Source organism: Gordonia sp. PS3 (assembly GCF_041950545.1).
Classification (GTDB): domain Bacteria; phylum Actinomycetota; class Actinomycetes; order Mycobacteriales; family Mycobacteriaceae; genus Gordonia; species Gordonia sihwensis.
In genome coordinates, this window is the sequence record NZ_CP169524.1 from 52387 (window position 1) to 71517 (window position 19131).

The 19131-nt window shown below is 66.9% G+C and carries 17 protein-coding genes; 13 read left to right on the plus strand and 4 right to left on the minus strand.

The genetic code is table 11. From position 1 onward, the window contains the following. Positions 1-86: 86 nt before the first annotated feature. The 6 genes from gndA (at position 87) to ACE11G_RS00265 (ending at position 6927) form a co-directional block, all read left to right on the plus strand. A complete protein-coding gene (gndA, locus tag ACE11G_RS00240; protein WP_006896721.1) occupies positions 87-1535 on the plus strand; it encodes an NADP-dependent phosphogluconate dehydrogenase in 1449 nt (482 codons plus the stop codon). Between the two features lie 322 nt (positions 1536-1857). Beyond that, positions 1858-3273 carry an argininosuccinate synthase gene (gene argG, locus ACE11G_RS00245; protein WP_006896720.1) on the plus strand — a complete coding sequence of 472 codons (1416 nt, stop codon included), beginning with the start codon at positions 1858-1860 and terminating at the stop codon, positions 3271-3273. Positions 3274-3278: 5 nt separating this feature from the next. Next, positions 3279-3926 (plus strand): LuxR C-terminal-related transcriptional regulator, encoded by a 648-nt coding sequence (locus ACE11G_RS00250; protein ID WP_006896719.1) that lies wholly within the window; start codon positions 3279-3281, stop codon positions 3924-3926. After that, positions 3923-5128, plus strand: coding sequence for a sensor histidine kinase (locus ACE11G_RS00255; RefSeq protein ID WP_006896718.1), 1206 nt, complete (start codon positions 3923-3925; stop codon positions 5126-5128). The genes ACE11G_RS00250 and ACE11G_RS00255 overlap by 4 nt, the downstream gene beginning before the upstream one ends. Beyond that, positions 5128-6168 carry a hypothetical protein gene (locus tag ACE11G_RS00260; RefSeq protein ID WP_006896717.1) on the plus strand — a complete coding sequence of 347 codons (1041 nt, stop codon included), beginning with the start codon at positions 5128-5130 and terminating at the stop codon, positions 6166-6168. The genes ACE11G_RS00255 and ACE11G_RS00260 overlap by 1 nt, the downstream gene beginning before the upstream one ends. Before the next feature lie 132 nt (positions 6169-6300). Next, entirely contained in the window at positions 6301-6927 is a 627-nt protein-coding gene (locus ACE11G_RS00265; protein WP_375003304.1) for a helix-turn-helix transcriptional regulator, read from the plus strand. An 83-nt stretch (positions 6928-7010) separates the two neighbouring features. On the opposite strand, the gene ACE11G_RS00270 is transcribed toward ACE11G_RS00265, so the two are convergent. Both ACE11G_RS00270 and ACE11G_RS00275 read right to left on the minus strand, forming a co-directional pair. Further along, positions 7011-8210 (minus strand): cation:proton antiporter, encoded by a 1200-nt coding sequence (locus ACE11G_RS00270; protein WP_222110765.1) that lies wholly within the window; start codon positions 8208-8210, stop codon positions 7011-7013. Positions 8211-8268: 58 nt separating this feature from the next. Then, positions 8269-9324: a DUF475 domain-containing protein gene (locus tag ACE11G_RS00275; RefSeq protein ID WP_006896714.1), complete on the minus strand. Its 1056-nt coding sequence runs from the start codon at positions 9322-9324 to the stop codon at positions 8269-8271. A gap of 764 nt (positions 9325-10088) precedes the next feature. Here ACE11G_RS00275 and ACE11G_RS00280 point away from each other — a divergent pair. From ACE11G_RS00280 to ACE11G_RS00310, 7 genes are read left to right on the plus strand one after another with little or no spacing between them, the layout of a single operon-like run. After that, positions 10089-11204, plus strand: a complete 1116-nt coding sequence (locus ACE11G_RS00280; protein ID WP_006896713.1) for a DnaJ domain-containing protein — start codon at positions 10089-10091, stop codon at positions 11202-11204. Positions 11205-11246: 42 nt separating this feature from the next. Continuing rightward, complete coding sequence (locus tag ACE11G_RS00285; RefSeq protein ID WP_222110764.1) at positions 11247-12767, plus strand: Hsp70 family protein; 1521 nt, start codon at positions 11247-11249, stop codon at positions 12765-12767. Positions 12768-12778: 11 nt separating this feature from the next. Beyond that, positions 12779-13258, plus strand: a complete 480-nt coding sequence (locus tag ACE11G_RS00290) for a nucleotide exchange factor GrpE (protein ID WP_006896711.1) — start codon at positions 12779-12781, stop codon at positions 13256-13258. Beyond that, on the plus strand, positions 13251-15983 hold the full coding sequence (locus ACE11G_RS00295) for an FtsK/SpoIIIE domain-containing protein (protein WP_346074764.1): 2733 nt from the start codon (positions 13251-13253) through the stop codon (positions 15981-15983). Before ACE11G_RS00290 ends, ACE11G_RS00295 begins: the two co-directional genes overlap by 8 nt. Then, complete coding sequence (locus ACE11G_RS00300; protein ID WP_222110762.1) at positions 15980-16597, plus strand: hypothetical protein; 618 nt, start codon at positions 15980-15982, stop codon at positions 16595-16597. The genes ACE11G_RS00295 and ACE11G_RS00300 overlap by 4 nt, the downstream gene beginning before the upstream one ends. Positions 16598-16613: 16 nt before the next feature. Next, a complete protein-coding gene (locus ACE11G_RS00305; protein ID WP_006896708.1) occupies positions 16614-16874 on the plus strand; it encodes a hypothetical protein in 261 nt (86 codons plus the stop codon). After that, on the plus strand, positions 16874-17146 hold the full coding sequence (locus tag ACE11G_RS00310) for a hypothetical protein (RefSeq protein ID WP_006896707.1): 273 nt from the start codon (positions 16874-16876) through the stop codon (positions 17144-17146). The genes ACE11G_RS00305 and ACE11G_RS00310 overlap by 1 nt, the downstream gene beginning before the upstream one ends. 229 nt (positions 17147-17375) lie before the next feature. On the opposite strand, the gene ACE11G_RS00315 is transcribed toward ACE11G_RS00310, so the two are convergent. Both ACE11G_RS00315 and ACE11G_RS00320 read right to left on the minus strand, forming a co-directional pair. Then, positions 17376-18470, minus strand: coding sequence for an inositol-3-phosphate synthase (locus ACE11G_RS00315; protein ID WP_006896706.1), 1095 nt, complete (start codon positions 18468-18470; stop codon positions 17376-17378). Next, positions 18463-19116, minus strand: coding sequence for a PadR family transcriptional regulator (locus ACE11G_RS00320; protein ID WP_006896705.1), 654 nt, complete (start codon positions 19114-19116; stop codon positions 18463-18465). The genes ACE11G_RS00315 and ACE11G_RS00320 overlap by 8 nt, the downstream gene beginning before the upstream one ends. Positions 19117-19131 lie beyond the last annotated feature (15 nt).

The following is a 19131-nucleotide window of genomic DNA, read 5'->3' on the forward strand; positions in this document are numbered from 1 at the left end:
GCTGAGACAATCGGGACGGTAGTACTGAGAGTGGTGGAATTGCCGGGTCGCCGCACGGCGCGACCGGGAGACAGAGAAGGAACTTCATGGTCGAAACAGGACAGCGTCTGGCGCAGATCGGCGTCACCGGGCTCGCGGTGATGGGCTCCAACATCGCCCGCAACTTCGCGCGGCACGGGCACACCGTCGCGCTGCACAACCGCAGCATCGCGAAGACCGATGCGCTCATCGAGGCGCACGGCGACGAGGGCGATTTCATCCGCACGGAGACCATGGAGGAGTTCGTCGGCGCGCTCGAGCGGCCGCGCCGCGTCCTCATCATGGTCAAGGCCGGCGACCCGACCGACGCCGTGATCGAAGAACTCGCGAACCTGATGGAGCCCGGCGACATCATCATCGACGGTGGTAACTCGCTGTACACCGACACGATCCGCCGCGAGGCGGCGATGGCCGCGCGGAACCTGAACTTCGTCGGCGCGGGCATCTCCGGCGGCGAGGAGGGCGCTCTCAACGGTCCCTCGATCATGCCCGGCGGACCCGCCGAGTCGTACGAGTCGCTCGGTCCGCTGCTGGAATCGATCTCGGCGCACGTCGACGGCGTCCCGTGCTGCACGCACATCGGTCCCGACGGTTCGGGCCACTTCGTCAAGATGGTGCACAACGGCATCGAGTACGCCGACATGCAGCTCATCGGCGAGGCGTACGACCTCATGCGCAACGTGCTCGGCATGGAGGTCGCCGAGATCGCCGACGTGTTCCGCGAATGGAACACCGGCACCCTCGACAGCTACCTGATCGAGATCACCGCCGAGGTGCTGTCGCAGGTGGACGCCGAGACCGGCAAGCCGCTCGTCGACGTGATCGTCGACGCCGCGGGCCAGAAGGGCACCGGCCGCTGGACGGTGAAGTCGGCACTCGACCTCGGCATCCCGACCACCGGCATCGCCGAAGCCGTCTTCGCGCGCGCCCTCTCGAGTTCGACGTCCCAGCGCGAGAGCGCGCGAGGGCTCGTCGCGGGCACCACCGGCGCGCAGGCCCCGGCCGACAAGGCGGCTTTCGTCGAAGACATCCGGAAGGCGCTGTACGCGTCGAAGGTCGTGGCGTACTCGCAGGGCTTCGACCAGATCGCGGCGGGAAGCGCCGAGTACGGCTGGAGCGTGGATCCGGGCAAGCTCGCCACCATCTGGCGTGGAGGATGCATCATCCGGGCCAAGTTCCTGGACCGCATCCGGGAGGCCTACGCCGAGAATCCGGAGCTTCCCGCGCTGCTGCTGGCTCCGTACTTCCGCGACGCGGTCGAGGACTCGGTGGAGAGCTGGCGGCGGGTCATCGTCACCGCGACTGCGATGGGTGTCCCGGTGCCGGCCTTCGCGTCGTCGCTGTCGTACTACGACGCGCTGCGGGCCGAGCGGCTGCCGGCCGCTCTGACCCAGGGGCTGCGGGATTACTTCGGTGCGCACACCTACCTGCGCGTCGACAAGCCCGGCTCGTTCCACACGCTCTGGAGCGGTGATCGCAGCGAGGTCGAGGCGTAGCGCTTCCAAGATCAGTCACTAGACGGGCCTTCGAGGGCAATGTTCCCTCGAAGGCCCGTCTGCGTCCTGAACTTGGCACAGCGGTCTCGGTATGCGTGCTGCCGGTGCGCTATGCCCACATCCCGTTCGTTGTCTCAGACCGCCCACAAGCGATCCTGCGCATCAACGGTGGACAGGTCATCGCGACAGCTTCGCCTGCCGGCGGATCACCCGGGGCGCCGATCCCAGCTCGTTCTAGCGGTTTTCGAATCGCTGCGCTTGCCTCGACCACCGGAGGGGACCGGGTTGTGACTGCGGCCGAAGTACTGTTTAAGCTGGACATATGTCGAAAGTGCTGAGCTCGTTGCCGAAGGGAGAGCGCGTCGGAATCGCGTTCTCGGGTGGTCTGGACACCTCCGTCGCCGTTGCATGGATGCGCGAAAAGGGCGCTATCCCTTGCACTTACACCGCCGACCTCGGCCAGGCCGATGAGCCGGACATCGCTTCGGTGCCCGGCCGCGCGGGTCAGTACGGTGCGGAGATCTCGCGCCTGGTGGACTGCCGCGCCGCGCTCGTGGAGGAGGGCCTCGTCGCACTGCAGTGCGGTGCCTTCCACATCCGCACCTCCGGCAAGACGTACTTCAACACCACGCCGCTCGGCCGCGTGGTGACCGGAATGCTCCTGGTCCGCGCCATGAAGGAGGACGGCGTCGACATCTGGGGCGACGGCTCCACCTACAAGGGCAACGACATCGAGCGGTTCTACCGCTACGGACTGATGGCGAACCCGAACCTGCGGATCTACAAGCCGTGGCTCGACACCCAGTTCGTGGAGGAGCTCGGCGGCCGCCACGAGATGAGCCAGTGGCTGACCGAACGCGATCTGCCGTACCGCGACTCCCAGGAGAAGGCGTACTCCACCGACGCCAACATCTGGGGCGCCACCCACGAGGCCAAGACCCTCGAGCACCTCGACCACGGTCTCGACGTGGTGGAGCCGATCATGGGCGTCGCCGCATGGCGGGACGACGTCGAGGTCGCCACCGAGGACGTCTCCATCCGATACGAGCAGGGCCGCCCGGTCGCCATCAACGGCGAGGTCTTCGACGACGCCGTCGCTCTCGTCCTGAAGGCCAACGAGATCGGCGGCCGCCACGGGCTGGGCGTCTCGGATCAGATCGAGAACCGCATCATCGAGGCCAAGTCGCGCGGTATCTACGAGGCACCGGGCATGGCACTGCTGCACATCGGCTACGAGCGTTTGGTGAACGCGATCCACAACGAGGACACGGTCGCGAACTACCACAACGAGGGCCGTCGCCTGGGTCGCCTCATGTACGAGGGCCGGTGGATGGACTCGCAGGCGCTCATGCTGCGTGAGTCGCTGGTGCGCTGGGTGGGCTCGGCCATCACCGGCGAGGTGACCGTCCGACTGCGCCGCGGCGACGACTACCACTTCCTCAACACCACCGGACCCGGCCTTTCGTACCACCCGGACAAGCTGTCGATGGAGCGCGTCGGCGACGCCGCGTTCGGTCCGTCCGACCGCATCGGCCAGCTCACCATGCGCAACCTCGACATCGCCGATTCGCGTGCGCGCCTGGAGCAGTACGCGCAGCTCGGCATCGTCGGTGGCGCGACCGCAGACCTGGTCGGCGAGCTGTCCGCGGGCGGTGCGCAGGCGATCGCCGGCGGCCAGCCGGAGGACGCGGCATCCGAGTCGCTCGACCGCGCGGCGATCGATTCCGGCGTCGACTAGCGCTCATGGCCGCCAAACGGATCGGGATCGTCGAAGATCACGAGTCGATGGTGCTGGGGGTCCGGGCGATGCTCGACGGCCACGTCGGCCTGTCGCTGATGGCGTCGTCGGACACCGTCGAAGGGCTGCTCGCGCAGCAGGTCTGCCTGGACCTGGTGCTGCTGGATCTGCGGCTGGCCGACGGGTCGTCGCCGACGGCCAACATCGAGGCCTTGCACGACGCGGGTCTATCGGTCCTTGTCTACACCGGTGCGGAGAACCCGTACCTGGTCCGTCTGGCGGCGAAGGCGGGGGTGCTCGGCATCGTGCGTAAATCCGCCCGGGTGGAGCGGGTCGTCGAGGCGATCGCCACGGCTGCGGAGGGCAACCCGGTCATCACCACCGAGTGGGCGGCGGCCGTCGACGGCGACCCCGACCTCGATGCCACCGGCCTGAGTCCTCGGCAGCAGGAGGTGCTCTCGCTGTACGCCTCGGGGGAGAAGGCCGACCGGGTGGGGCGCATGCTGGGGTTGTCGACGGAGACGGTCAACGACTACGTCGCGCGGATCCGGGCGAAGTACGCCGCAGCCGGTCGGCCCGCAGGCACCAAGGTGGATCTCTATCAGCGGGCCGTCGAGGACGGACTGCTGCCGATCCCCGAGCGCGACCAGTGAGCGGCGCCGTCAGATACGCCGCTCCCGAGCGGCGGCACGACAACCTGGACCGGATCAGGCGGATGTTCGCGTTGTTCGCGGCGGTCGGTTACGTGGGGTACTTGATCCTCCTGTTGCCGGCGATCCTCCAGCTCGCACCGCTGATGAGCTCCTGGTGGACGCCGGCGATGTGCGCGATCGTCTTCGTCCCCGGCCTGACGCTGGGAGTGACCGCTCTGATCGGCGTGCCGCGCTGGACGCGGGCGACGGCGGCCGTCGCCGCCCTCAGCTTCTTCGTCGCGGTCCTCACCTGGCCGATCGCCTGGGACGGCACCACCGTCCCGGCCGGCGACGGCGTATGGCTGGCGGCGTTTCCCGGGCTCGCCAGCATCGCCGCGGTGCTGGCGTGGCCGGCCTGGGCGGCCTTTGCGCACATGGTGTTCGGCTGCGTCTGCGTGCAGCTCATCAACTTCGTGATCCGCGGCGAAGTGGATCCGGGACAGCTCGCTCCCGAGATCGCCTTCGCAATCATGTTCTGCAGCTTATTCGTCGGTGCGGCCGTGATGGCGCTGCGCACCGGGAGGATTCTGGACGAGACCACCGATCGTGCCCATGCGGCGGCCGCGACCGCCGCAGCCGAGCGGGCCCGCGACACCGAACGCGAACGCTTCGACGCGCTGATTCACGACAGCGTGATGTCCACCCTGCTGACCGCCTCCCGGGGCGGGGCGCAGGAGCACGTGCCGCGGCTGGCGGCCGCCACCCTCGCCGAACTCGACGAGATCCGTTCGGGACTGCCCACCGACCGTCCGTTCGGCCTCGAGGCCGCCGTGGTGCACCTGCGTGCGACCACTACCGAGGCAGACCCGAGGGCGGAGTTCGCCGTCGACGCACCCGCTGCCGATTCTGATGCCGCACAGGCGGAGCTGCCGAGCGAGGCGGTGCGTGCGGTGAGCGCGGCACTGGCCGAAGCCCTGCGCAACAGTCGCCGACACGCCGGGGCCGATGCGCGGTGCACCGTGCGTGGCCGAGTGGACGCCGATTCGATCAGGATCGCGGCGACCGACGACGGCGTCGGTTTCGACCCGGGTGCGGTATCGGCCCATCGACTCGGCATCGCGGTCAGCATCCGGGCCCGGATGGACCGGGTCCCGGGAGGTTCGACCGCCATCGAGTCGTCGCCCGGCGCCGGAACCACCGTCCGACTGGGATGGACACGCTGATGGAGCAACTTCCGGCCGGCGGTGATATCGGTGATCTGATGGGCCTGCGGACCGCCGCCGCGAAGGCGCTCGTGGCGGTCTTCATCGGAACGTTTGCGCTGGTGGGAGTGATGACGCGCCCCGCAGGGAGCGGGGTGGCCGGATGGCTGGCGGAGATCGTCGCCTGGGGGGTGACGAGCGCTGCGGCAGTCGCACTGATCCAGGTGCCGGGAGATCCGTTACGGCGGTCGGTGACGGCAGTCGTCGCCGCCGCCGGCCCGGTGGCCACGGTGTCGGTGCTGCTGGTGGTCGACGATCCAGGGGTGCGCATCCTGACCTTCTGGCCTTTGTCGGCGACAACGGCGCTGTGCACCTACCTCTGTGTACGCGGCCGCACAGGCGTCGCGTGGCTCTCGATGCTGGTGGCGATCGGCGCGACCGCACTGTGGGCCGTCGGCATCGGCGAAGGCGCCGGGTACGGGATCTCGATCTCGCTGATCAACCTGGCGCCGCTTGTGATGTCGTCCTTCTTCGCCATCACGATCCGGCCGGCGGCGCGCGAGATCTTTCTGATGCAGGGGGCCGGCACCGAGGCCGCGGCTGCGGAGGCCGCGCGGCGCGCGGTCCTCGACGAACGCGACCGGCAACTCGGCCGACTCGACGACCAAGCGCGCCCCTTGCTCGAGCGGCTCGTCGACGCGGCGCCGCTCTCGGCGGACGAACGCGATGAGTGCAGTCTGGTCGAGGCGCGGTTGCGTGATTCGCTGCGGGCGCCGACATTCGACGTCCGCAGTGTTGCCGACGCGGCGCGGCAGGCACGACGTCGAGGGGTGGAGGTGATCTTGCTCGACGATCACGGGCTCGTCGGTGCGGACGATGACGTCCGCGAGCGGGTGATCGGCGGTGCCGTCACCGCGCTCGCCGCGGCTCGTGCGGGGACCGTCACGATTCGCATCCTGCCGCCGCGGCGTCGCGTGGTGGCGACTGTTCTGCAGGTCGCCGGCGACGTCGTCGTCCGCGAGGAGTACGACGGCGAAGGTCGTCTGGTCGGCAGCGACTGACCCCGGGAGCAGGCCTGACCTCTGTCGCCTCTTAGGAGGACAGAGGAATTGGGGTCTTTCTCGTGCGCCGATGTCGCCATACCGTCCGAAGGGAAGGCATGGCGGCGGGACATCGGCGAGGAGGCGAGGAGAATGACGGGCTCCGGGGCAGTGGCGCGGCAGTCGGGGACAGGCCAGTCGGTCGGGGTGTGGAGTGAGAATCCGTGGCAGCGGGAAGTGCTCATGGTGTGGATGAATCGGTTCGGGTATCCGGTGGTCGCTGTCGACACGGCCGGACTCCTGGCGGGGGCGACGCGCGTCGTGGTGGTCGGAGCCGGCGATCGTCTCGCGCTGCGTCGGTTCGGCCGCTCAATGGCCGGACGCGTCATCGTCGTCGGCGGTACGGTCGAGAAGGCCGATATCCGCTCCGGCGTTCATCATGTCACTGAAGGCCCAGACATCGACCACCGTCTTAACCTCCTGCTGACCAGAGCGCTGGGCCCGACGTCCGGCCGGACTCCGATGTCGGCGCGGGAACGGGAGATCCTGACCACGTATGTGATGGGTGCGACCGTCGAGGAGACCGCGACCCGGCATTTCGTCGCCGCCAGCACGGTTCGCACTCACTATCGGCGCGTCTCGGCCAGGTACGACGACGCCGGGCTGCCGGTGGCGAACAAGACCCACCTGTTGTTGCGGATGGTCGCCGACGGTTGGATTCAGCTCGACGGCGTGCTTCCCGAATCGGAGCCGGCCGCGTCCGCGGTCGAGGTGGCGTGAGGGGCGGGCCTCGACTGGAGTGAAGAGCCGACGGGCTCGATGACCGACGGGCGGCGTCAGGCACCCCCGCGACTAGCGGCGTCTCACTCTTCGACCACCGACGCCGCCGGACTCCGTTCGACCGACCCCGGGCGCAGTGCGCTCGCGGCGAGCGGGAACAGGAGCACCGACAGCACGCCGGCGCCGACGAGGACCGCTGCCTGCGTGCCGGTCAAGACGTCTTGGCGGACACCGATGTCGGTGGCGACCGCGATGATCGGAAGGCCGGTGGCGCCGTAGAGCCCGGTGGCGATTCGCTCGCGGCGGCCGGCGCCCTCGGGTGCGGCGAGCATCGAGGGCAGCCCGCGGACCAGGAGCAGAGCCACCAGGACGACGGGGATCCAGGCGAAGGCGAGCGGATGATCGAGCAGCGACTGCAGATCGAACTTCACACCCGTGTAGACGAAGAAGATCGGGACGAGGAAGCCGAACGCGACGGCGTCGATCTTGGCCTCCACCGACCGCTGCGTCTGTTCGTCGGCATCTCGGATGAGGAGCTTCCAGACGATCCCCGCGGTGAATGCGCCCAGCAGCATGTCGATGCCGAGCTGGACGGTCAGGAAGATCATCACGGCCAGAATGGCCAGCACGGTGCGGACGGCGAACTGCGCCGACGTGTGCAGGGTCGATTCGACGAAGGCGTGCAGGCGGCGATGAGAGGTGCGGCGCGCCCGGATCACGGCGGCCGCCGCGATGACGCCGAAGACCAAGAGCACCACGCTCGCCGTACCGAACGAGCGGCCGCCGAGGAATAGCGAGATGGCGATGATCGGCCCGAACTCGCCCGCGGCGCCGATCGCTCCGACGGCGACGCCGAACGGAGTGGTGAGGTCACCGGAATCGCGGAGGATCGGCAGCAAGGTTCCCAGAGCCGTCGACGCCAGACTGATCCCGATGATCACCGCGCCCAATCCGGGTGAGACAGCGAAGCCCGCCGCGATCCCGACCGCGATACTGATCAGCCAACCGAGCCAGGCGCGCCGAGCCGTGCGTCCGCGAACCGCCGACCGGGTGATCTCGGTTCCCGCGATGAAGAACAGCAGGTTGACACCGAAGTCGGAGAGCCGGCCGAACAGCTCCGATTCACCGACCCAGCCCAGCAGGGCAGGCCCGGCCACGACGCCGAGGCCGAGTTCGAAGACGACCACCGGAACCGCTGCCCAACGAGAGACGGATCTCGCCAGGAGCGGCGCTGCGAAGACCAGGAGGGGAACGACGAGCACGGTGGTCGCGGTGGGGCTCACCGGCTGATTCTAGAACGCGGTGACACGCGCGGGAGACGGTGCGGCGTCTGCGGTGGTCTCAGATGTGGACACCTTCGGTGTGGTTCCGTCGGCGGTACACGATGCTGGTCGCCAGGGAGGCGAGGATCAGCACCAGGCCGATGAGACCGGTCACCGTCTCGGGGACCTCGGTGCCGAGTGAGTACAGCAGAAGCAGCGCCAGCGCGCCGATCGCCCAGTGGGCGCCGTGTTCGAGGAAGACGTACTCAGACAGGGTTCCCCGGTGAACGAGGTAGATCGTCAGCGACCGCACGAACATCGCGCCGATGAGGCCCAGACCCAGAGCGATGATGATCGGGTCCGCCGTGATGGCGAAGGCCCCGATCACGCCGTCGAACGAGAACGACGCGTCCAGCACCTCCAGATAGAGGAACAGGAAGAAGCCCGCGCGCCCCGTCGCCTTGGCGAGTGCGGTCGGGCCGTCCCCCGACTCGGTCTCGATGTGGAAGAGACGGCCGAGCCCGTTGACCACGATGTAGGTGATCACGCCGAGGACGCCGGCAACCATCACCGTCGACGTATCGTGATCCGGCGCGACGAGCGTGGCCGCCAGCACCAAGATCGTCAACGCCACCACCACCGGTGCCTCGCGGAGCCGGCCGATGCGCAGCAGGGGCCGCTCGATCCACGACAGCCAGGTGAGCTCCTTGTCCTCGAACAGGAACCCGAGGAACAGCATGAGGAGGAACATCCCGCCGAACGAGGCGATCTGCGGGTGCGCCGCGGTCACGATGCTCTCGTAGGTCGGCGAGCCGTCCGTCGGCGGGTTGAGCGCGAGGTGAAGCGCGTCGACCGGGTCGAGGCCCGCGGTGAGCCAGACGATCCCCAGCGGGAAGGCCAGGCGCATGCCGAACACGGCGATGATGACACCGATCGTGAGGAACATCCGCTGCCAGAAGTCGCTCATCCGCTGCAGGACCGTGGCATTGATGACGGCGTTGTCGAAGGAGAGCGAGACCTCCAGCACACCCAGGACCAGGGTGAGCAGTACGGCCGTCGAACCGCCGTACAGGAACGCGGCGACCAGCGCCGCGATCGAGACGACGAACGACATCCCGAAGATGCGAAGCGTCACGCGGGGATCCCAACCTTCATGACAGGCAACGGTACCCGGGCGAGGCGTCGCTGGCGCTTCCCGGAGGCGAGCCGGCCAGGCCGTGGGGAAACGGGAACTGACTGACAGTTCGAGTCAGGAGGCACTCATGAAACTTGCGGCACTCAGTCCAGCAATCGGGCTCGGACACGCGATGGCATGCCTGGTAAGAAATTAATTGCTTTGGCCGACGCAATCTTCCGAGCTTTCAAAATATGCTTGTCTGACACCGAAGAAGGAGAATTGAGAATGGCTCAGTGCAACTGCAGTTGTGCATACTGCAAAGAGGCTAATGTGAACGACCGGAGCGTGCATCAGTGCAAGAACTTGCCGCGCTGTTCGGTTGCGTCCAAGAGCTGACGACCATGGCAGAGACTGGATCATCGTCGCGGTCAGGCGATTTCACGGAACCGCACAGATGCCGGAGTTGCAGCCGAGCTTTCTGGGGTAAGCGGTCGTGGAACCGGGTCACGGTGAACTGTCCGCACTGCGGCGCGGGGAACTGACGAATCGGAAGAATGGGCGGGTGTCGACCGAATGGTCGACACCCGCCCATTTTGCCTGGCAGTTGGATTGAACGTCTGACCCCAGAAATGGGACACGCGGTTCGGTCCACCAGAAACGGTTACTCGCAATGGACGACTGACACGGTCTGGGATGGCCGAATACCATCGACCGCGTATCTGATTTACCGGATTCTCCATGCGAACCGGAAGTCGTATCTCGAATTTGAGGAGAATTTCCTGATGGCAGTCAGTGTTGACTTCTATGCCGTGCTCGAGATCGCGCGCGATGCCGACGATGACACCATCAATGCGGCTTTGAAATCGAAACTGCGGTTGTGGCGCAAAGCGACGAACTCTCCGGACCTCAGTACTCGGCAGGAGGCGGAGACGTGGATGGCGCGGCTTCGTGAGGCCAGCGACACGCTGCTCGATCCGCAGCGCCGCGCGGCCTATGACCGCGAACTGCAGACCGCCGGCGTCGCGCAGCCGCAGACGCAGCAGGCGGCGGGCGAGGGCACGGACTGGGTGGCTCGGGCGCGGGAGGAGCTCGGCCGAGGCGATTACCACTCTGCGGCGTACTCGGCTCGCGAGGCCACTCACTCGATCGGCAACAGCGCGGAGTCGTGGGGTCTCCGCTCTCGCGCCAATGCCGGTCTGGGAAACCTTCAGGACGCTCTGTACGAGGCACGCCAGGCGACCACCATCGAGGCCAACAACCCGGAGTACCACTTCCAGCTGGGCATGATCTTCGAGAAGTTGGCGCAGTTCCAGGATGCGATCAACGCATACCAAGTGTCGATGCAGCTGGATCCTTCCGCGCCGCAGTACATGGTGGCGGTCGCCAACGTCATGTCCGACAACGGGCAGCTCGACGATGCGCTCGACTTCATCCGGCAGCACCTGCAGCGCTTCCAGGGCGCGCAGATCGTCTTCGACTACTACGCAACCCTCCTCGCACTCAAGGCGGAGAGCATCCCGCGATACAACGGGCGCGGTCAGTACATGATCACGTCGAAGTCCGAGATCGAGCAGATGCGACCGTTGATCGCCGAGGCGATGGCGCACAACCGAGATCCGGAGATGGCGAAGGAACTGGACAAGATCAGCCGCTTCCTCGATACCAGCGAGGAGCAGGTCTTCAGCGTCCCCGGCGACGGATGGGGTCAGAAGGCGCTGATCCTCGCCTCCCCGATCCTGTGCATCGTCATCGGCGCGATCATCGGCCTCACGGTGATCGGTGTGCTCCTCGCTGTCGCGGCCGGTGCGGGCATCTACTTCACCTGCTGGGTGCCGCGATACAAGGCCAACGACCGTGACGACCTGCGCAAGGGCTACCTGCAGGGATACATCGGCTGACCTGGCCGGCTGGGTACCGACTGCGACGAAAGGTTCATGGACATGGGTAGAGCCGTTGGAATCGACCTCGGGACGACGTACTCCGCGGTGGCAGCCATCGAGGCTGGGGCGCCGGAGGTGATCCGGAACGACGACGGCGACTACACGACGCCGTCGGTGCTGTACTTCGACGGCGAGGAGGTCTCCCTCGGCGTCTGCGCTGAGAACATGCGGGCGAAGGCGGAAGGCGATGTGGCGTCGCTCATAAAGCGCCAGATGGGCAACACCGACTTCGTCTTCGTTCCGGACAGCAACGACAACGAGTACCGCGCGGAGGACCTGTCCGCTCTGATCCTCACCAAGTTGGTCGCCAGCGCCGAGAACGTCCTGGGCGAGGAGATCACCGACGTGGTCATCACGGTGCCCGCGTACTTCGAGGACGAACACCGCAACGCGACGCGGACGGCCGCGGAGATCGCCGGCCTCACCGTGCTGCAGTTGATCAACGAGCCGACCGCAGCGGCTCTGAGCTTCGGAGTCGGTTCGGGATTCTCCGGAACCCTCCTCGTCTACGACCTCGGCGGCGGCACTTTCGACGTCACGGTGCTGCGCTGCCAGAACAATGACTTCACCGTCCTGGCCTCGCTCGGCGACCGCAACCTCGGTGGTTTCGACTTCAACAACGCCCTGTTCGGTGTGGTGAACGAGAAGTTCAAGGAGCAGACCGGTCAGCCGATTCCCACCGACCAGTATCTGCAGGTCATGGATGCCGTCGAAGACACCAAGCGCCGGTTGTCGCAGGCGGAGAAGGCGACCGTCTTCATCTCGACCCTGGGTCAGAACGTGAAAGTTCAGGTGACACGGCAGGAGTTCGAGTCGGCGGCGTCGTTCCTGCTCAAGACGACGGAGTTCCTGGTCGACGAATCGGTCGAGACGGCGGGGGTCTCGTACTCGGCGATCGACAAGGTCCTTCTGGTCGGCGGATCCACTCGTATGCCGATGGTCCAGAATCTGGTGGAACGGTTGACCGGTCAGACTCCGGACAAGTCGGTCCACCCGGATCAGGCGGTGGCGCTCGGTGCGGCGATCGTCGCCGACAAGGTGTCGGCGGACAGGGCCGGAGCGGCGCCGGACATGCCGGCCGGTGGCAGCATCGACTTCTCAGATGTCATCTCGCAAGGTGTCGGGGTGCTGGCGCTCAACGCCGCCTCACAGCTTGCCTACACCCAGTTGATCCCGCCGCAGACGTCCATTCCGGCTCAGGCGGAGCATGATTTCGGCCTACCCGTCGAGAATCAGCAGGAGATCAGGCTGCAGATCGTGTCGCATGACGTCGACGGGGTGCTTGAAGCGCAGGTCAAGAGTCTCGGTGAGAGCATGCTGAAGGTTCCGCCGGGCCGTGCAGCGGGCAGTGGCGTGCGGGTGATCTTCTCGGCGGACATCGACGGGATCATTCACGTCCAGGTCATCGATCTGACCGAAGGGATCAACCTCGGCGAGATGGAAGTGAAGCGTCCCGGCGAGATGGATCCCAAGCGGATGGCGCAAGCGCGCGAGCTGGTCGCGTCCGCGCAGTTCACATGATCGGAGAACCGGTGGATCAGACGCTCGCCGATGTCTCGAAGCGGCTCGACGACCTCACGGAGCTCTTCCGGAGACGGCTCCTCAACGACAACCGTGGCCAGGAGTTGCTCGGGGAGCTGCGGGCCAAGTCGGCGCTCGACGAGACCCTGCTGGTAGGGCGAGTGCTCCGGCCCGTCGCCACCCGGCTGATGAATGTCATCGACCGTGTCGACAACTGGGACGGTGAGGCGGACCCGCTCGCAGAGTCCGTTCGAGACGAGGTGATCCAGATCCTGGAGGACTTCGGGGTCGAGCAGATCGGCGTCGACGGAGATGTCGACCCGCGGAGGCATCGCATCGAGTCGGTCGTTGTCGCCGACGCCCCCGAAGGCGCTATCACCGGACGCACCGTCCGCGGTTTCGAACTGGACGGTCGCGTGCTGCGCCCGGCGGGCGTGGTCGTGGCTGCGGGACCGAGGGCTCCTGGACAGAACGGCGCGGCGGATGACTAGTGGCGGTACCGGCCGTGACGATCAGCAGGACGCTCGTCGCCGCCTCACCGACGCGATGGCCGCGACGATGGCCGAGGCCGGCGGCCTCACAGCCGAAGCCGGCAGGCTCCTCGGGGAGATCGACATCGCGCTGTCGATCACGCGGACAACGCTCGACGACGAGCTGGCGGCGCAGCGGCGTCGACTCCGGCGCGAGAAGGAAGAGGCGGAGGCGCAGCTGCAGGCTGATGCCGTGCGGCGGACGCGGGCTGTTGGGGCGGCGCTGCGGGCCGCAGCCGAGGAACTCGCGCCCGGTGCGGCCGGTGCCGGATGGGCTGCGCGGGCGCTGAGCGTGCCGCAGCCGGCGCGGGCGGTACCGTCGGCGGTCCGGGTCGGCACCCTCCCGGGTGGTGCGCCGGCGCTTCTTCCATTGATCGGCGTCTCCGGGTGGGTCGTCGGTGGCAGCGGTGCCGAGCAGTTGATCGCGGACACCGTGCTCAGACTGGCGCTGTCGGCGCCGCCGGAGTCCCTGCGGGTCTCGGTGTTCGATCCCATGCTCCGTGGGATCCTCGGCTTCACGTCGTTGTTCCGCGACACCGATCCGATCGGGTACCCGCCCGCGATCCAGACCGAGGACGGGTTGCGGAAGCTGTTGTCCGGGCTCATCGACAGAATCGGCCGGGCCGCGGAGTCGATGAGTACGGCGGGTGCGGCCGATCATCGGGACCTGCCGCTGTCGCAGGCGGGGCGTCTCGAACTCGCGGTCCTGCTCGACGCACCGAGCGGAGTCACCGAGACCGCCGCTGACGATCTCAATAGGATCGTCGAATCGGCGGCCGGGCGCGGGGTGTTTCTGCTGATCGCGAGCCCGGGGTACGTCGATGGCCCGATCCGCGTGAGTGATCGGGCACAGGTCGACGTCGACCGCGGGCTGGTCCGGGTCGACGCGGCCGGCGAGATCCGGTCGGATTCGTTCGCGGCGGTGCCCGGATTGACGGTTCGGGCTGATCCGTCGCCCACCCCAGCGGCGCGGAACAACTTGATCCACGCGAGGGCCGAAGCGATCGAGGCCGCGGCGCAGGGGACGATGACCTTGGAGGCGGTCCTCGCCGAGATCGATGCCGGATGGTCCGATCGCGGCGACGACGGGCTATCGGGCATCTTCGCGAGAATGCCCGGCGGACTCGGCGGCCTGGAACTCCGGAGTGCGAATCCGCCCGCGCCGAACGCGCTCATCGGCGGCGCCGTCGGCACGGGAAAGTCGAACCTGCTGCTCTGCTTGATCTACGGTCTCGCGAGCCGGTACTCGCCGCGGGAGGTTCGTTTTCACCTGTTGGATTTCAAAGAGGGCGTCGAGTTCGCGCGGCTCGCACCGATCGGCGACGAGACCTGGTTGCCGCACGTCGACTCCCTCGGCCTGGAGAGCGATCGAGCGTACGGAGTGGCAGTTTTGGAGCATCTCGCCTCCGAGTTCGACCGCAGGGCGGACGCTTTCAAGTCCGCGGGCGCGTCTTCGCTCGCGGACTATCGGGCGCTGACAGGTCGGGACATGCCGCGGCTGGTGTTGGTGGCCGACGAGTTTCAGGTGCTCTTCGAACCGGACGATGATGTCGCGCAACGAGCGGTGCAGCTGATCGAACACCTCGCTCGGAAGGGCCGCGCCTACGGGGTCCACCTGGTGCTCGCATCGCAGACGTTGTCTGGTATCCAAGCGCTCGCGCTCAAGCGTGACGCCATCTTCGGTCAGTTCCACAACCGGATCTCGCTGCGGAACACCGAACACGAGTCGGAGACGATCCTCGGTGCGGGGAACCTCGCCGCGGGAGATCTGCACGGGCGTGGTCAGGCGGTGTTCAACGATGATCTCGGACATCTGGCGGCCAATCGGATCGGTTCGGTGGTGTGGGCCGATCCCGCCTACCTGGACCGGCTGCAGACGGAACTGTTCAGCCGGGCGATGGCGGATGGCTTCACTCCCCGGCGTCCCAGCACCTTCGTGAGTTCCGCCTACGCCGAGTGGATCCCAGCTGACGATCGAGAGATCGCCACGGTCGGAGTCCCGATCAGCGTCGGTGGAACCGCGCAGGGATTCTCGCTGAAGCGCGGCCGACTCGGCAACGTCGCGCTGATCGGCGACGACCTCGACCGCACCAGGGCGGTGCTGTCGTCGATCCACGCATCCATTCGCGCGTCCGATCTCGCCTCCGCGCAGTGGACCGTCATCGACAGCTCGGGCGTTGGGCTCGATGACGTCGGTCCGTGGGCGAACGAAGCGGGAATCCAGCGGATCTCAGCGGAAGAGGCGGATAGCTTCCTGCGTACCCTGACAGCGCGGACGGCGGTGCCGAGCAGCCGCATCGAGCGGGTGATCATCCTCGACGACCCCGACGACATCGCGTCGCTGGTCGATTCAGACGAATACCCGCGTCCGATCGAGGCGGTGGAGCGCTTCATCAAGCGATCGATTGCCTGCGGCATGCTCTTCGTGATCAGGTTCCGCTCGATGAGCTCATACGACGCGAGGACGGCGGGCGAACTTCGCGACGGCTTCCGGACGATCGTCCTGACCGAACCCGGATCGCAGACCGACCTGCTGGCGCCGGGCACCGGGCGCATGGACTTCAGCGGACCGCGCGTCGTCGTCGTCGACAGGAGCAGCGGTCGGCAGGATCTGTTGGTTCCGTTCGATCCGGCTGCGTTGCCGCAGAACGGTATCGAGAAGACGGAGGTGAGCATCCCGATATGACGGGCACGGCATGGGACCGGTATCTGGGGGCGGTGAACGATCTCGCGGCGATCGACGGAGAGCTGATCGACGAGCGGCGGAGGTCGGATCACCTCTTCCAGGAACGGGAACGGAACGTGGCGGTCGAGGCTGCAGACCGCGAACAGTGCCTTGCCGGGCTCGACGGGCGCCGCGACGCACTGTCCGAGCAGCTGGATGCGGCGGCGCGGACGATCGGGCTCGATCGGGTGCCGGCCGCGGCCGTTCCACAGCAGGCCAGACACGCGCACGTGGTGCTGGCCGACCTCGAACTCGTCGTCGGCCGCCTCCAGAAGCACGCGTCGGTCGTGGAGGGGTACGAGCGCGCGAAGAAGCGAATCGCGCGAGACGAGACCGACCGGGCGGCGCGACGTGAAGAACTCACGGCGAAACAGGCCGAGCGCGAGCGAAAGCTCGCCGAGGCACGGGAACGTGCGGTCGACGAGCGCAGACGGCACGAGCCGACCCGCGTGGCGAAGCCGGTGGCCACCGATCCGCTGCCCGCACCGCCGGCACCGAGCCGTACGGGTGCGATCGTGGCGGGCGCGGTCGGGACGCTCATCGTTCTCATCATCGTGCTGGTCCTGATCCTTTAGAGACGATGGAGGCTTCATGAGTGAAGTACAGGCTGAACGACAGGCGGTCATGCAGGCGGTTTCGACGTTGCAGCAGTTAGAACGGCTGATTCGCAGCCAGCACGGGGAAGTCCGGAACCTGTCGAGCGAGGTCCGCAGGGTCGCCGGTTCGACCTCGACCAAGGCCGACGACCGGATGGTCAATGCTCTGCAGGCCAGTTCGGTGAGCCTGGATGCATTGCAGCAGCGCATCGCCGCTGCGATGCGGCAGGCCGAAGACATCGCCAGGAGGCTCTGATGTCGAAACACGAGGAACTCACCCGCCAGGTGAAACAGCTGGCACGGAAGTCGGAGGACGCGAATCGGCAGGCCGCCGGTCTGAAGCAGTCCCTGAACCGCAACATCAGACAGGTTCATGCGGTCCTCGGCCGCGGCGGTTCTGGGCCGATCGGACAACTCTCGTACGCGCTCGATCAGGCGAACCAGGACATCGACAGGCTGTCAGTGAACCTGCACAACACCAAGAAGGCCGCCGAAGAGTTTGCGCGGCACCTCGAATCGCTGAACTGAGGGGCGAGATTCACGTCGCGAAGCCATCTCCGCACGCCGCGGATCCGGGATCCTGTCCGCTCCTTCACGATCGCCGCAGTCCAGACCGGACAAGTCCGCGCAGGTCGCACATAGACCCCAGAGGAAGGAATCGAACACCGTCACCGTAGTACCCGACGGCCCGGAAGACGACGAAGGCCCGGCACTCCGAGGGGGAGTGCCGGGCCTTCGATTCGTCAGTACCGACGTCCTACTCGGCGCCGATGATGAACGCCTCGAGCTGCGCGCGCGCCTTGTCGTCGGCGATCTGCTCGGGCGGGCTCTTCATCAGGTAGGCCGAGGCCGGGAGGATCGGGCCGCCGAGGCCGCGGTCCTTGGCGATCTTGGCGGCACGGACGGCGTCGATGATGATGCCTGCCGAGTTGGGGGAGTCCCAGACCTCGAGCTTGTACTCCAGGTTCAGCGGCACGTCGCCGAAGGCACGGCCCTCGAGACGGACGTAGGCCCACTTGCGGTCGTCGAGCCACTGGACGTAGTCCGACGGGCCGATGTGCACGTTCTTGTCGTAGACCTTGCCGGCGAGCGGGCCGTCGAGGATCGAGGTGACGGCCTGCGTCTTGCTGACCTTCTTCGACTCCAGACGCTCACGCTCGAGCATGTTCTTGAAGTCCATGTTGCCGCCGACGTTCAGCTGGTAGGTGCGGTCGAGCTCCACACCGCGATCCTCGAACAGCTTCGCCATGACGCGGTGGGTGATGGTCGCGCCGACCTGGCTCTTGATGTCGTCGCCGACGATCGGGACGCCCGCGGCGCGGAACTTCTCGGCCCACTCGGGGTCGGAGGCGATGAACACGGGCAGGGCGTTGACGAAGGCCACGCCGGCGTCGATGGCGCACTGAGCGTAGAACTTGTCGGCCTGCTCGGAACCGACCGGCAGGTAGCTGACCAGGACGTCGACGTCGTTGTCCTTGAGGGCCTTCACGATGTCGACGCCTTCGCCGTCGGCCTCGGTGATGGTCTCGCGGTAGTACTTGCCGAGACCGTCGAGGGTGTGGCCGCGCTGGACGGTCACGTTCAACGGCGGGACGTCGGCGATCTTGATGGTGTTGTTCTCGCTGTTGACGATCGCCTCGGAGAGGTCGAAGCCGACCTTCTTGGCGTCGACGTCGAAAGCGGCGACGAACTCGACGTCACGGACGTGGTAATCGCCGAACTTGACGTGCATCAGACCGGGGACGGTCGCGTTCTCATCGGCGTCGCGGTAGTACTGAACGCCCTGAACCAAGGATGAGGCGCAGTTACCCACGCCAACGATGGCCACGCGCACTTTGTTGGTTTCACCCATGGTCGGGATCTCCTTCTTGTTGCAGCGGTACGGCGGAATGCTGTGCCGCCGAGTTCTTTCCTACTTCGTCCTGCGTCGTCGTCTCCGACGACGAGGAACGAAAATCCGGGGTGCCGACAGACCCGGAGGCCTCGTCGGCGATCAATTTGTTGAGCCACTGGACCTCGCGCTCGGAGGTCTCCAGGCTGAGCTCGTGCATCTGGCGCGTGTAGTGATCGTTCGAGCGCGTCGCACGGCCGAGCAGATCGCGCAGACCCTCGCGGCGTTCCTCGACCTGCCTGCGGCGGCCCTCGAGGATGCGCATGCGAGCCACCGCGGGCGTCCTGCTGAAGAAGGCCAGGTGCACACCGAAGCCGTCGTCGGTGTAGTTCTGCGGGCCGGTGTCCGCTACCAACTCGGTGAAGCGCGACTCGCCCGCCGGAGTGAGCCGGTACACGCGGCGTGCCCGGCGGACCTTGGTTCCCGTGGAGGTCTCGGGCTCGTCTTCGGCGATCAGCCCGTCGGCCTGCATGCGGCGCAGGGTCGGATACAGCGAGCCGTACGAGAACGCGCGGAACGCGCCGAGCAGCCCGGTGAGCCGCTTGCGCAGTTCGTACCCGTGCATGGGCGATTCGAGCAGCAGGCCGAGAATCGCCATTTCGAGCATGACTCGGCCCCCTTT